Annotated in this window: 11 protein-coding genes and 1 tRNA gene; 6 read left to right on the top strand and 6 right to left on the bottom strand. The window is 71.4% G+C overall.

The genetic code is table 11. The annotated features are described in order from the left end of the window. From NBZ85_RS16335 to NBZ85_RS16325, 3 genes are all read right to left on the bottom strand, one after another. The coding region (locus NBZ85_RS16335) for an ABC1 kinase family protein (RefSeq protein ID WP_261562162.1) at positions 1 to 1,867 on the bottom strand (1,867 nt) is incomplete at its 3' end. A gap of 121 nt (positions 1,868 to 1,988) precedes the next feature. Next, the gene (locus tag NBZ85_RS16330; protein ID WP_261562161.1) at positions 1,989 to 3,227 is read right to left on the bottom strand and encodes a ThiF family adenylyltransferase; all 1,239 of its coding nucleotides are present in this window, start codon (positions 3,225 to 3,227) and stop codon (positions 1,989 to 1,991) included. 187 nt (positions 3,228 to 3,414) lie between these two features. Further along, entirely contained in the window at positions 3,415 to 4,827 is a 1,413-nt protein-coding gene (locus tag NBZ85_RS16325; RefSeq protein WP_261560473.1) for a zinc-dependent metalloprotease, read from the bottom strand. 285 nt (positions 4,828 to 5,112) lie between these two features. Between NBZ85_RS16325 and NBZ85_RS16320 the strand changes: the two genes are divergently transcribed. The 3 genes from NBZ85_RS16320 to NBZ85_RS16310 all read left to right on the top strand — a co-directional run bounded on the left by NBZ85_RS16320 (position 5,113) and on the right by NBZ85_RS16310 (position 7,139). Next, positions 5,113 to 5,541: a molybdenum cofactor biosynthesis protein MoaE gene (locus NBZ85_RS16320; protein ID WP_261560472.1), complete on the top strand. Its 429-nt coding sequence runs from the start codon at positions 5,113 to 5,115 to the stop codon at positions 5,539 to 5,541. Positions 5,542 to 5,601: 60 nt separating this feature from the next. Continuing rightward, positions 5,602 to 6,000, top strand: a complete 399-nt coding sequence (locus tag NBZ85_RS16315) for a hypothetical protein (RefSeq protein WP_261562160.1) — start codon at positions 5,602 to 5,604, stop codon at positions 5,998 to 6,000. Positions 6,001 to 6,098: 98 nt separating this feature from the next. Beyond that, positions 6,099 to 7,139, top strand: coding sequence for a YlbL family protein (locus tag NBZ85_RS16310; protein ID WP_261559933.1), 1,041 nt, complete (start codon positions 6,099 to 6,101; stop codon positions 7,137 to 7,139). A gap of 107 nt (positions 7,140 to 7,246) precedes the next feature. On the opposite strand, the gene NBZ85_RS16305 is transcribed toward NBZ85_RS16310, so the two are convergent. After that, a complete protein-coding gene (locus NBZ85_RS16305; RefSeq protein WP_136448240.1) occupies positions 7,247 to 7,753 on the bottom strand; it encodes a PPA1309 family protein in 507 nt (168 codons plus the stop codon). 158 nt (positions 7,754 to 7,911) lie between these two features. Between NBZ85_RS16305 and NBZ85_RS16300 the strand changes: the two genes are divergently transcribed. Beyond that, on the top strand, positions 7,912 to 10,965 hold the full coding sequence (locus tag NBZ85_RS16300) for a UPF0182 family membrane protein (RefSeq protein WP_261562159.1): 3,054 nt from the start codon (positions 7,912 to 7,914) through the stop codon (positions 10,963 to 10,965). 120 nt (positions 10,966 to 11,085) lie between these two features. Beyond that, a tRNA-Met gene (locus NBZ85_RS16295) sits at positions 11,086 to 11,162 on the top strand. A gap of 435 nt (positions 11,163 to 11,597) precedes the next feature. Here the strand turns inward: NBZ85_RS16295 and NBZ85_RS16290 are convergent. After that, positions 11,598 to 11,861, bottom strand: coding sequence for a hypothetical protein (locus NBZ85_RS16290; RefSeq protein ID WP_261560438.1), 264 nt, complete (start codon positions 11,859 to 11,861; stop codon positions 11,598 to 11,600). A 310-nt stretch (positions 11,862 to 12,171) separates the two neighbouring features. After that, positions 12,172 to 12,660, bottom strand: a complete 489-nt coding sequence (locus tag NBZ85_RS16285; protein ID WP_261560437.1) for an Lrp/AsnC family transcriptional regulator — start codon at positions 12,658 to 12,660, stop codon at positions 12,172 to 12,174. A 228-nt stretch (positions 12,661 to 12,888) separates the two neighbouring features. Between NBZ85_RS16285 and NBZ85_RS16280 the strand changes: the two genes are divergently transcribed. Next, the gene (locus NBZ85_RS16280; protein ID WP_261560436.1) at positions 12,889 to 14,292 is read left to right on the top strand and encodes an aspartate aminotransferase family protein; all 1,404 of its coding nucleotides are present in this window, start codon (positions 12,889 to 12,891) and stop codon (positions 14,290 to 14,292) included. Positions 14,293 to 14,433: the final 141 nt, after the last annotated feature.

Genomic DNA, 14,433 nt, shown 5'->3' with positions numbered 1-14,433 from the left:
GAGCTGCCCGTACCTGGCCGGCGTCGCGTCGCGGGCCGGCCGCCGCGGGTGCGATCGGGGGGTCGGCCGAGGGGGAGACGGCGGGTTTTGCGGCGCGCCGTGATGACCGCGGCGGCCGGCTCGTCTCGGCGGGTTCGGCCTGCGTGGGCACCGCGTCGGTCCCGGGCGTGGGTTTGGGCGCCGCGTCACCGGCGGGCTTCCTGGCGCGCGTGGCCGCCGGAGCGCGTCGCGGCTCGCCGCCCCTCGTCGCCGCCTCGGTCGGCTGGTCGATCCGTTGATCGGCCCGTGCCTTCGTGGCCGGCTCTGCCTTGGTGGCCGGCTCCGGCTTCGTGGCCGGCTCTGGCTTCGTGGCCCGCGCGGGCTTTGTGGCGCGTCCTGGCTTCGGGGTCTTCGCGGCCTTGGCGGTTCGGCGGATCCGGCCGCCGGTCGGGGCACCGGGCAGCACGACCGGACCGGGCAGCGGCCGGATGACCCCGGCCTCGTCTCGGACCGCCAGGACGGGCAACGGCCGGTCCAGACGGTTGGCCTCCTCGGCGGCCAAGGCGGCCGCGGACCCGGGCTCGGCGAATCCCGGCTGCCAGCGCTCCATCTCGGCACGGAAGCGACCGGTGCTGCCGAGCTGGCAGAGGATCCCGATGGCGCCGAGCGTCACCCGGTGGATGAGCAGGTACGACGGCGGGAGGTTGAGCTGGCGGCCGAGCTGCGCCGCGGCGGAACGCCAGTCGCTCAGGCGTGCCGCTTCCTTGCGCAGCCACGCTCGCGAGAAGGTGAACTCCTCGTCGGCGATCGGTGCCAGCATCGGCGCGAGGTAGTCGAGCAGGTTATCGGGGTCTATCTCGGCCGAGGGCGGAATGAACCCCTCGTCGCGCAGGCCGGCGGCGACCGCGTCCGCGTCGCCGGCCAGGGTCTGGCGGGCCAGCCGACCGATCGGCGCCGGCAGCCCCCCGGGCAGGCGGTTCACGGCGCCGAAGTCCAGCACGCCGAGCCGGCCGTCGGGCAACAGGCGGAAGTTGCCCGGGTGCGGATCGGCGTGCAGCAGGCCAGCCCGCCCGGGACACGAGTACAGGAACCGGACGAGCAGCAGGCCGGCGGCGTCACGCTGCTCGGCGGATCCGTCGGCGATGATGGCGGACAGCGGGATCCCGTCGATCCACTCGCTGACGAGCACCCGATCGGAGCCGGCGAGCGGGCGCGGGACGACGATGTGCGGGTCGTCGGCGTAAGCCTGCGCGAAGGCCGACTGCCATGCCGCCTCCAGCCGGTAGTCGAGCTCCTCGGTGATCCGGGCCTTGAGCTCCTCGACCAGCGGCTTGATGTCCAGCCCCGGGGTCACCGCGCTGAACAGCCGGGCTGCCCGCCCGAGCTGGGTGAGGTCGGAGATCAGGGCCGGCCCGGCCCCCGGGTACTGCACCTTCACCGCGACGGCCCGGCCGTCGGACCACACCGCCCGGTGGACCTGGCCGATGCTCGCCGCCGCGGCCGGCGTGTCGTCGAACTCGACGAACAGCGACCGCCAGTCCGCCCCGAGCTCCTCGGCGAGGACGCGGTGCACCACGGGCGCCGGCAGCGGTGGCGCTGCCTCCTGGAGCTTGGTCAGCGCGGCCCTGTACGGCGCGGCGACCTCGTCGGGCAGGGCCGCCTCGAACACGGACAGCGCCTGACCGAGTTTCATCGCGCCACCCTTGAGCTCCCCGAGTACGCGGAAGACCTGTGCGGCGGTGCGCTGCTGGAGTTCGGAGGCAACAACCTCCGCGGGACGGCCCCCAAGACGTTTGCCGACGCCGAGCGTGGCTCGGCCGGCGATCCCGAGCGGGAGCGTGGCCAGTTTGGCGGTGCGGACGACGGCCCGCCGAGGGATGTCGGACACGGCTCTATCGTGCCCTGTTCCGAGGCGTGGGGGGCGCTTGCCGTGGGTAACAGTCCCGGCGAGGTTGCCACGGCCGAGCCCGGGCGGCTCGGCCGGTGGGTGGGCCTTCGGCATCCGGGTCTCAGGCATCGGTGTCGGCCTGTTGCGCCGCAGTTCGGGCGGTGCGGCAGGGACAGTTGGGGTGCACCGGCCAGCTGCGCCGGCGGATGCGCCAGTCCGGCAGGGGAAGCTCCAACGTCCCGCCCGCTGTTACTGGAAGGATCTTCGGAGCGAAGCTTGGTGTGTCGAACATCTCATCTTCGGTACTTGTGATTGCGGCTGGCAAGTCCGAGTTGTCGGACTGGCGAGGTCCCGAGCCGGGGCTTGGGGCGGGCGGGACGGCGAGATCCAGGAAGGCCAGCGCCTGCATGGCGGCGAGCGCGGCGACGAGGCTGGCGAGGGTGATCTCGCACGGGTCGTGGCCGGCGGTGCGCGGGCGGACCAGCTGCATCGCCAGCATCGGCCAGACCGGGTCGCGCGCGTGCCGGTGCAGGTGCTGGCAGTGCAGGCAGGCCGTCACGGTCGGCACAACGAGCGGGCCGACGATCCCTGTCGTCTCGCGCACTCCGGCCAACAGGTGCGCGGTCCCGCCGCGTTCGAGGTCGAGGCAGGCACCGGGCGCGACGGTCGGCGGCCCGACCGGGGCCAGCACGATCAGGTCCGCGCCGAAGGCGTCGATCCTCGGCCCGTCGTCGCGCACCGAGGGGGGCAGGCGGGCGCCTGCGGGCGCACCGGGAGCGGGGCTGCGGTCCGCCTGGCGGCGCACCCGGGTCATCGCCGTTCCCGCGGCGAGAGCCCGGGGTCGGCCGACGTCATCCAGGCGCAGCCCGCCGGGAGACACGTCGGCGGCCGTCGTCACCTCCGCGTCGTCGATCACGACCCGGCCGACTCCGGCCGCGGCGAGCAGGGTCGAGATCTGGGCGCCGACTCGGCCGGCGCCCCGCACGAGCACCCGCGCGGTGCGCCGCGCGGCGATCACTCGGCGGGGGCGGCCCGGATCGGTCGAGCGGACCGACAACGCCGCGAGGTCGGGCGAGAGACGGTCGCGGTCGGCCGGGGGCAGCGGCGTCGTGCCCGGGGGCGGTGCCGCGTCGTCGAGCAGGCCGGCCCCGCCGAGCAGGTTGAGCAGGTCCCACGCGGCGGCGCCGCCGTCGAGGCGGACCTGCTCGAGCGTGCGCCGGCCGTCGAGGGCGTCGAGCAGGGCCGCGTGGGACGGGTCGAGGCCGGCGACGAGGACGGCCCGAGCTGGGTCGATGCCGAGTTGCAGGGTGGAGCCGTTGTGCCAGAGCCGACGAAGGCCCGGCTTGAGGATCGGGCGCATGGATCCTCCGCAGGTCCGCCGGCGGCCGGAGCCACCGGACACGGATCAGGATGAACCGGCCGATCGGCCGGCCGATCCCCACCGTGCCACGCGGGTCCGACAGGACGCGAGAGCGCGCCGTCGGCTGTGGAGAGGCTGTGGACGGTCCTGTGGATCGTGTCTGGTCCGAGCGTGCCTGGCGCCAGGGTCAGCCGGCGGCGTCGGGGCCCGAATCGCCGGGGGTGTCTGGCTTGTCCGTGGGGCCGCCGAGGGGCTTCCCCCCGCCCTCTGCGGGTGGCGTGTCGCGCAGCTTCTCGATCTCGCCGATCGGATCGTCGATGTCGCTGGCCGACGCGCCGGTGACGAAGCCATCCGGCGCGGCCAGGTCGGCTGCCGTGGGGAGCAGGTCCGGGTGCGCCCAGAGTGCGTCGCGCCCCTCCCGCCCACGGGCCTCGGCCAGCGCCGCCCACAGCGCGGCGGCCTCGCGCAGCTTGCGCGGGCGCAGGGAGAGCCCGACCAGCGTGGAGAAGGTCTGCTCACCGGGCCCACCCTCGGCGCGCCGGCGCCGGACCATCTCGCGCAGTCGGCCGGCGGCCGGCAGGTGACCGGTGGCCGCGGCATCGGTCACGTGGTCCACCCAGCCCTCGATGAGGGCGAGGATCAGCTCGAGGCGGGCCAGCGCCGCCTTCTGCTCGGGTGTGGTCGCGTCGGCGAAGACGTCTTCCCCGAGGGCCTCGGACAGCCGCTCCGGGTTCATCAGGGCGGTCGGGTCGACCATCCGCATCACCCGGCCGACGGCCTCGGTGTCGACCGCGATGCCGCGGGCGTACTCCTCGACCGCGCCGAGCACGTGGGCGCGCAGCCAGGGCACGTGCGCGAACAGCCGGGTGGAGGCGCCCTCCCGCAACGCGAGGTAGATGCGCACCTCGTCCTCGGGAATCTCCAGCCCGGCACCGAACGCGGCGACCCCGGCCGGGACCAGCGCGGCCGTCCCGGCCGGCCCGAGGGGCAGGCCCACCTCGGTCGACGAGACGACCTCCGCGGCCAGGGTGCCGATCGCCTGCCCCACCTGCGCGCCGAAGAGCATGCCGCCGACCTGGTTCATCATCTGCATGATCGGCCCGCCGGCCCCCATCAGGGCGCTGAGGTCGAGGCCGGGCGGCAGGGCATCGCGCAGCTCGCTGGGCAGTTCCACCCCGCCGCCGCCGAGCTGGCTCAGCCCGCTGGAGATGCCGGTGCGCATGGCCTCGACGACCTTGGTGGCGATCGGGTCGCACAGGGTCTGCCAGACCGGCAGCGTCTTCTCGATCCACTCGACTCGCGACCAGGCGGTGCCGGTCGTCGCGCCGGCCGGCAGGATCGTCACCGGGTCGAGCCAGACATCGGCGATCCGCAGCGCCTCGTCGGCCATGTGCTGCTGGCCCATGGGGACACTCGACTCACCGTCTCCCAGGGAGCGCACCGCCACCTGCCGGGCCAGCTCCCAGTTGACCGGACCGCCCTGCCAGGACAGCAGCCGCTCCAGCTCGGCGAAGAACGGCGCGCCGCCGCCGAAGGGGGACCGGGGCTCCTCGCCGCCGCCACCGGCGGACGCGAAGCCGAACGGGAAGTCGCCACTCATCGGACGTGGCCTGATCGGGGAGCGGTACGTCGCATGCGCGGTTGGGACATGAACCCACGGTAATGCGTTTTCTGGCCGCCGGGCGAAACGGACCCGCCGTGGCCGGTTACGGTCGTAGACGTGGACTCGACGCGTTCTCCCGCACCCGTCCCATCGGCCGGTCCCCTGGAGCGCGCGACCGCCCGAGCGGCTGGGGCCGCCCCGGCGCAGGGGGAGTCGGCAACGAACGTCGACCACGATCTCGACCACGATCTCGGCCCCGGCCACGGCGCCGAGCCCGGCGCCGTGGTTCCGGCCCGGGTCGTGCTCGCGGACATTCGTGACACCCCGTTGTCGGTGGACGAATGTATGGCCGCCGTCCTGCTCCCGGATGTGGGCGGGATTGCGCTGTTCGTGGGCACCGTGCGCGACCACGACTCCGGCCGCGGGGTGGCCGAGCTCGCTTACGAGGCGCATCCGCGGGCGGCCGCCGAGATCGAGCGCGTGGCCGCCGAGGTGGCGGCCGGCGCGCCGGTGCGGGCGATCGCGGTCGCCCACCGTACGGGGCACCTCCGGGTAGGTGAGACCGCGGTCGTCGTGGCGGTGGGCGCGGCCCACCGAGCAGAGGCATTTGCCGCCTGTCGTCGTCTGATCGATGACATCAAGGAGCAGGTTCCGATTTGGAAACACCAGATTTTCACCGATGGCGCGGCTGAATGGGTAGGCGCCTGCTGAGCGGGGCACCTACGATAGAAAATAAGTCATCTTCTTACTCGTCTCGACGTCGAGGCTCCTATGTGGTTCCTGTTGATCCCCCCCGTCGCCCTGCTCCTGACGGCCGTGTGGGTCGCCCTGCGCGGCCGGCCGGACCGCACCTCCGAAGCCATGATCACCATCGCGGGCTACCGGCGCAGCATGGCCGCGCTCGCCCGCCCGATACCCGCCCAGTCCGCCTCGTGGACCGGTGCCGACCTCGACGATTCCGGCTACCCCGAACCGCCCCCGGACGATGACCCGCTCACCCTGAACGACCCGTTCACCCCGCATGGCCTGATAACCCCGCATGATCCGCGCGACCTGGACGACCTGGGCGTCCCGACCGGTGCCCAGGTGTCCCCCTTTGCCGACACCGTGCCGATGGACGTGACGTCGCTGCGGCGCCCGGCCGAGGGCCAGCCGCCAGAAACATCCTGACCGCGCTGACCGTGCGCCGGGGGTCCGGCGTCCGGGGCAGGGCCACCTGCCGCGGACGCCGGGCCGTCCGGGTGAAGGCCGGTACATAGACTGCGCTCATGGCCCGGCGCACCCAGTCCCTCGTGGTGGCGTCGGTACTGGCACTGGCGCTTCTCGTGGTGGGCCTGTGGATGCCGGTACCGTTCGTCACTCTGGCCCCCGGGCCGGTCACCGACACGCTCGGCGCCGTCGACGGCACCCGGCTGATCACTATTGAGGGTCGCCGCACCTATCCGACCTCCGGTCGCCTCGAGCTGACCACGGTCGAGGAGACACCCAAGCTCAACCTGGTCAGCGCCCTGCAGGACTGGGCCAACGGCGACCGGGCGGTCGTTCCCACCGAGCTCATCCGTCCCCCTGGCTCCAGCCAGGAGCAGGTCCAGCAGGAGAACGCCCAGGCCATGCTGGACTCGCAGGACCAGGCCACGGCGGCCGCACTGACCCAGCTCGGCGTCGCGGCCACGGGCCGATCGGTCGCCGTCTACACCATTCCGAGCGGTTCGCCCGCCGCCGGCCGGCTCGCGACCGGCGACGTGATCACTCAGGTCGACGGCGTCGCCGTGTCGACCCAGGACCAGCTACGCGCCCAGGTCGGCAAGGTCCGCCCGGGAACGGCCGTCACCGTCGCCTACAAGCGGGGTGGCAAGCCGGCCACCGCCACCATCACCACCCGCCCGGCGCCCGACGACCCGTCCCGGGCGATGATCGGCATCACCACGACCGAGAAGCGGACCTACCCGTTCACCGTCCGCATCCGGCTGTCGGACGTCGGCGGGCCGAGCGCCGGCCTGATGTTCGCCATGGGCATCGTGGATCTGCTCACCCCCGGGCCCCTCACCGGAGGGAAGACCATCGCCGGCACCGGGACGATCACGGCCGCCGGCGAGGTGGGGCCGATCGGCGGCATCCAGCAGAAGATTCTCGGCGCGAAGGCGTCCGGGGCGTCGATCTTCCTCGTGCCGGCCGCGAACTGCGCCGACGCCCGTTCGGTGGACTCCGCCGGCGCGCCCCGGCTGGTGAAGGTCGACACCCTGGCCGGCGCCGTGAAGGCGGTCGACGCGCTGCGGACCAGCCCGGCGGCGAGCGTGCCGTCCTGCTGAGCGGCCCGATCGCCGGGGCCGCTCGGGTGGACCGGGCCAGCCTGGTGAGGCAGGCGGACGGCCCCCGGGCCACGCGGGTCGCCGGCCGCCCCACCGGGCGGTCGAGGTCACTGGAACGTCGCGAGCAGCCCGTCGACGAGGTTGTCGGCCAGGTCGGGATCGACGACAAGCTCGTCGTCCCCGCGTACCCGCAGGCAGGATGCGTGCAGCCCGCTGCGGGTCACCCCGACGGCGAGCCGGACGTCCTGGCGCTCCGGGTGGTTCGCGGCCCAGTACTCGATCTCGTGGTCGGAGTACGGCGCCTCCTCCTCCGCGCTGGGCGGGAGGACGACGAGCTCGGTCACCAGCACGCAGCCCAGCACCTCAGGGGGCCACCCGATCCCGGCGAGCACCTCGTCGAGCCGGCCCACCGGCAGCGGCTCCTGCTCGACCGGGGTCAGTGAACCGGGCGGCGAATCCCCGATGTGGGGGGCCAGCGCGGGTTCCCGCGCCAGCAGGTCGGCGGTCTCGGCGAGGGCGTACACCTGGCTGGGTTGGTCCCAGCCGGAGTCCGCCACATGCCGTTCGACCTCAAGTACGACGGAGGTCAGCTCCGTGATGTTCGGGTTGCTCACCAACCCATCCTCTCCGATCCGCCATGAGTGCCTGGCGTAGGTTGCCGTACTGGGGCGGTACGAGCCCTCACGCCGGCACCGCCCGGCTGGCAGGTCCGGCAAACCCAGACCCGCCCTTCCGATGAACACCTGACCGTCTCTGACCGCCCGGAGGAACTGTGGCAACGACCAGCCGCCGCCCGGTGCTGACCCGCGCCAAGGTGATCGTCCCGGTGCTGCTGGTCGTCGCCCTTGTGATCGCGTTCTTCGCCATCTTCACACGGCTCTACACGGACCTGCTGTTCTACCGCTCGGTCGATTTCAGCAAGGTCTTCACGACCGTCATCTACACCCGGATCCTGTTGTTCCTCATCTTCGGCGTGGTGATGGCCGTCGTCATCGGGATCAACATCGTACTTGGTTATCGGTTTCGGCCGCAGTTGCGCCCGCTCTCCACCGAACAGCAGAACCTCGAACGCTACCGGTCGGCCATCGAGCCGTACATGAAGCTGATCCTTCTCGGCATCGCGGCGATCTTCGGCCTGGCCGCGGGGCTGTCCGCGTCCGGCCGGTGGCGGACCTGGCTGTTGTGGGTGAACGGCGAGTCGTTCGGGACCAAGGACGCCCAGTTCCACCGGGACATCAGCTACTACGCCTTCACGTACCCGTTCCAGCGCTTCCTGCTCGGCTTCCTGCTGACGGCCGTGCTGCTGTCGCTGCTGGTCACCGTGTTGACCCACTACCTGTTCGGCGGTATCCGGCTGCAGACGCCGGGGGAGCGGGTGACGCCCGCCGCCAAGGCACACATCTCCGTGCTGCTCGGACTGCTCGCGCTGCTCAAGGCCTGGGCCTACTACCTGGACCGGTTCGGCTCGGTGTTCTCCTCGCGCGGGGTCGCCACCGGCGCGTCCTACACCGACGTCCACGCCGTGCTGCCCGCGAAGCTGATCCTGCTGTTCATCTCGCTGGCCTGCGCGGTGCTGTTCATCTACAACATCTTCCAGCGCGGCTGGACGCTGCCGCTGCTCGGCGCCGGGATTCTCGTGCTGTCGTCGGTGGTCATCGGCGGCATCTACCCGGCGTTCATCCAGCAGTTCCAGGTGCGGCCGAACGAGGCGACCCGCGAGCAGCCGTACATCGAACGCAACATCGCGGCGACCCGAGCCGCCTACGGCATCCAGAACGTCAAGCCCCAGCCGTATGCCGCCCGCACCGACGTCAACGCCCAGCAGGTCGCCGCGGACACCGGCACGGTGCCCAACACCCGCCTGCTCGACCCGAGCAAGCTGTCGCGGACCTTCCAGCAGCTCCAGCAGATCCGCGGCTACTACATGTTCCCGAAGACCCTCGACGTCGACCGGTACACCGTGACCGGCGCCGACAAGAAGCAGACCACCCGCGACTACGTCGTCTCCGTGCGGGAGCTCAACCAGGCCGGGCTCGGCGCCGACCAGCGCAACTGGATCAACGAGCACCTCACCTACACCCACGGCAAGGGCTTCGTCGCCGCCCCGTCGAACACCGTCGACGAGGGCCAGCCCGCCTTCAAGCAGGGCGAGCGGAACCTCCCCCAGGAGGGCGACTTCGGCGTCAAGGAGGACCGGGTCTACTTCGGCGAGCTGTCGCCGAACTACTCCGTCGTCGGCACCCGTCAGGTGGAGATCGACGGACCCGGCCCCGGGGTCGACACCCAGGCCACGACGACCTACACCGGCGACGGCGGAGTCTCGATCGGCTCGGGCTTCCGGCAGGCTCTGTTCGCGCTGCGCTTTGGCGAGAAGAACCTGCTGCTCTCCGGCGACATCACGAAGAACTCGCGGATCCTCTACGAACGCAACCCGCGGGACCGGGTCAGCAAGGCCGCGCCCTGGCTCACCCTCGACGGCGACCCGTACCCCGCGGTCGTCGACGGCCGCATCACCTGGATTCTGGACGGCTACACCACGTCCGACGGCTACCCCTACTCCGCCCGGCGGACCCTGGGCAACGTCACCGCCGACTCGGTGACCGCGCAGAGCGGTAACCGCGCCCGGCAGCCCTCCAACCAGGTCAACTACATCCGCAACTCGGTGAAGGCGACCGTCGACGCCTACAACGGCACCGTCACCCTCTACGCCTGGGATGAAGCCGACCCGGTGCTGCGGACGTGGATGAAGGCCTTCCCGGACACGGTGAAGCCGAAGAAGGACATCTCGCCGTCGCTCATGGCGCACCTGCGGTATCCCGAGGACCTGTTCAAGGTCCAGCGCGACCTCATCGGCCAGTACCACGTGTCCGACCCGCGGGACTTCTACTCGCAGGAGGACTTCTGGCAGGTGTCGGACTCGCCCGACGGCAGTGGGCAGCCGCAGCCGCCGTTCTACGTCTACAGCCAGCTACCCGGCCGCTCCGATCCGTCGTACAACCTGACGTCACCGTTGATCTCGGCCCGGTCGTCGAAGCTCGCGGCCTACATGGCGGTTTCCAGTGATCCGTCCAACTACGGGCAGTTCACCCTGCTCAAGCTTCCGCCCGGGGGTACGATCAACGGTCCCGTGCAGGTGCAGAACGCGATCGAGGCCAACGGTGACGTCGCGAACAAACTGACCCTGTGGCGCGGCGCCGGCTCGCAGACCATCGAGGGCAACCTGCTGACTCTGCCGGTCGCGGGCGGGCTGCTCTACGTCGAGCCGTACTACGTCCAGGCCCGCGGCGGCTCGGGCTATCCGACCCTGCAGGGCATTGCCACCGCCTTCGGGGAACGTATCGGCTTCGGTACCTCCCTGGGAGAGGCGCTCGACAAGGTCTTCGGCTCCGGGGCTGGGGCCTCCGCGGTCGGCGCCGGCAGCGGAGCCACCACGGCCACCGGCGGCGGCGGCGAGGACACCACCCAGGGCGGCGGCACGGGCACCGCCGGGGGCGGGGCGTCCGCGTCCGGACTGCAGGACGCCGTCAACGACGCCGACCGTGCCTACAAGGCCGGTCAGGACGCCCTACGCAGGAACCCGCCGGACTTCAACGCCTACGGTCAGGCGCAGACCGACCTGGCCGATTCACTGAGTCGACTGCGGACGCTCGCCAGCCCACCCACCGCCCCCCCGGCCGCGAGTCCGAAACCGAGCGGTTCGGCGGCACCGACGCCCCGCCGGACCGCCGCCGGCTCCGCGTCACCGACGTCGACCAGCTCGCCGACCGCCGCGGGCGGCACGACCGCCCCGCCGCAGCAGCCACGGGCGGCGCCCACACCCGGCTGATACGGGCGGAACCTGCACCTACGCACCGCTTTGCGATCTTCGCCCCGAACTTCCCAAAATTAGGGCCGCCATCGGTTTGACATCTGCCGGTGGCGGCCCTGTATAGTAAAGACACACCGACGCGGGGTGGAGCAGCTCGGTAGCTCGCTGGGCTCATAACCCAGAGGTCACAGGTTCAAATCCTGTCCCCGCTACCAAAGCTAAGGGGCTCCCGGAGATTCTCCGGGAGCCCCTTAGTCATTCGCGAGCTCCTCTGCGGCGCGCTTCCGAAGAGACCTGTGCGTCGGCGCCCCCGGTGGGCCTATCTCTGGCACCGGTCTCGCACACCGGTCTCGTGCATCCGACCGGGTGTCCGCGCTCACACTGCGGCAGCCGTCCTGCCCTGCTGCCCGCCCGGCGCCCCCGAGCAGCACGCTCCACCTTGTTATCCCGGCCAGATCCCGGCCAGATCGTGCCGAGGCTTAAGCGCGGTTCCAAGGCCGATGTATCCCTCCGGGCAGGCAGGGCAGGCAGGGCAGGCTTGGGGAGTGCCCGACCGGGACCTGGGCCGGGAGAGTCTGACGCAGGCGGCCAACCGGTTCGCTCGGCGCCTATGGGCCGGCCCCGGTCGCGGCTGGCTGATTGCTGCTGCGTCAGCGGTAGGGCCGGGGGGTGCGCCAAGGGCTGGCCGGGCGGGCCGCCTCGGCTGCGCGGAGTAGGGCCTGGGCGAGGTGACGGGCCTCGTCGGGATCCAGGTAGGCGGCGGCGAGCGTATCGAGCATCGGGGCGTCCAGCCGAAGAAGGATCACCGGTGCCTTGCCTGCGCTCGCCGGAGGCTCGGGCCGCACGGTGATCTCAGCCTGGCCAATGCGAGTAATCAGTATGCCGTCCTGCGGGTCATGGTGGACCAGCGCCATGCTCACCCCATCATGTCCGGGCCGAGTTGTTTGACAGTCGTTGCACATGTTGGACTCTTGTTGGTGCTGCTTGGTTGTTCGAGGGGCGGTGTCGGCGGTGTGACTCCGCGGTCCGTTCCCCGCTGCTGGCGCCTCACCCGTGACGATGGGTGCATGTCCACCAGGTCCGGCCCGGAAATGCCTGTGGCCACGGCATATCGCCGTCGTCGTCGCGATTCGGCCCCTGCAGGCCGCCGTCCCGTTCGTGCCCCCGAACCCCGTTCCACCGCTTGTCGGTCCGTCTCGCGGTGGTCCGTCCTGCGGTGACCCGTCAGCGTGCTCCCCAGGTATAGGTCTGCTTGACCAGCCGGAGGTAGACGAACGTCTCCGTGGCGAGCACCTGCGGCAGGGCGCGAATCCGGGAGTTGATCAGATCCAGCAGGTGCTCGTCGTCCTCGGCGACGATCTCGACGATGAGGTCGAACGAGCCGGCCGTGAGCACGACGTAGTCGACCTCGGCGAGCTCGGCGATGGTGTCGGCGACCAGCCGGGTGTCGCCGGTGATCCGCACGCCGATCATGGCCTCCCGGCGGAAGCCGACCCGCAGCGGATCGGTGACGGCGACGATCTGCATGACCCCGGCATCGAGCAGCCGCTGGACCCGCTGGCGCACCGCCGCCTCGGACAGCCCGACGGCCGCCGCCATCGCCGCGTAGGAGCGCCGGCCGTCCTGCTGGAGCTGCTCGATGATCGCCTTGTTGATGTCGTCCAGCAGCCCGTCCGAGGCGGATCGGTGGCCGGGTGTCCGTCGAGACTGCACCCGGCAACCTCCTCGTCTCGTCCGGCGACGCGCCGGTCCGATCGCCGGCCGAAGCGTCGGGCCTCGCCGGCCCGGACCGCGCGGAGGGCGTCCCGCTGTCATCGTATGGCTACCAGCGGACGAACGGGGAAGCGATACCCGAATCGGTTCTTGTCTACGGATTCCATCGCTCAATGGCCAGTCGGGCTACGCTTTCGTTAGGCGCTTGGCTGAAGGGGTGCGTGGACGGTGTCGAATCTGATCGTTTCCGAGGCAAGTGTGATCCAGGCCGCACTGCATGCCAGGACGGCGGAGCTCACCGAGCGGGAGGAGGCCCGGCTGCAGGCCCGGACCCACGGTTCCGAACAGATGCACGCGCGGGCGGTGCGGTCGATGACGTCGGGAGTGCCGTCGTCGTACCAGATCCGCGCCCCGTGGCCGATCTACCTCACCCGGGGCCGGGGCTCGGCGGTCTGGGACGTCGACGGCAACGAGTACGCCGACTTCCACAACGGCTTCGGGTCGATGGTCCAGGGCCACGCCCACCCCGCGATCGTGCGGGCGGTGACGGAGCGGGTCGCCCTCGGCAGCCACTTCGCGATGCCGACCGAGGACTCGGTCATCGTCAGCGAGGAGCTCGCCCGCCGGTTCGGGCTGCCGCAGTGGCGTTACGTCAACTCCGGCTCCGAGGCGACGATGGACGCCATCCGCATCGCCCGCGGAGTCACCGGCCGCGACACGATCATCAAGATCTTCGGCTCGTACCACGGCCACCACGACTACGTGATGGTGTCGATTGGCGCGCCGTACGACGACATCGGTCCGGCGGACAACATGAACTCCCTCGGCTACGGCGCGGGCATCCCGCAGGCCGTCATCGACCTCACCGTGCCGGTCCCGTTCAACGACGCCCCCGCGATGGAACGCCGCATCGAGGCCCTCACCGCCGAAGGACGCCTCCCCGCCTGCGTGATCATGGAGGCGGCCATGATGAACCTGGGCGTCGTCCTGCCCGAGCCCGGCTATCTGGAGGCGGTCCGGGAGATCACTGCCCGGCATGGCATCATCCTGATCTTCGACGAGGTCAAGACCGGCCTGTGCGTCGCGGCCGGCGGTGCCACCGAGCGGTTCGGCGTCCGACCCGACATGATCACGCTGGCCAAGGCGCTCGGCGGCGGCCTGCCGTCGGGCGCGATCGGCGCGAGCGCGGAGATCATGGAGATCGTCGCCTCCGACCGGGTGAAGCAGGTTGGCACGTTCAACGGCAACCCGCTGACCATGGCCGCCGCCCGAGCGAGTCTGCTGGAGGTGCTCACCCCCGAGGCCTACGCCCACCTCGACCACCTCAACGACCGCCTGACCGCCGGCTGCGACGAAATCCTCGCCCGCCACGGCATTCCCGGTTACACCGTCGGGATCAGCTCCAAGGGATGCGTGCACTTCACCGACGCGCCCATCCGCGACTACACGTCCTTCATGGCGCACCAGAACGCCGAACTTCCCGAGCTCGCCTGGCTCTACAACGCCAACCGCGGCATCCTCATGGCGCCCGGCCGCGAGGAGGAGTGGACCCTGTCGGTGCAGCACACCGACGCCGACGTCGACCGCTACCTCGACAGCCTCGATCACCTCGCCCGCGACCTCACAGCCTGACGGCTCGGGCCGGTTCGCGCGCCGCCGGCACCAACCGGCTGGTGATCATCTCTAGCGGGATCGCGATCGACGAGGTGGGGTTAGTGGCCGGTGAGGTGATCGAGGGCGGGGCCGAGGCGGGAGGGGCGGCCGGTGCGGTTC

Origin of the sequence: Frankia tisae, assembly GCF_025403405.1 — a bacterium.
Taxonomy (GTDB): Bacteria; Actinomycetota; Actinomycetes; order Frankiales; family Frankiaceae; genus Frankia; species Frankia tisai.
This window is presented reverse-complemented; position numbering and strand designations above follow the sequence as displayed.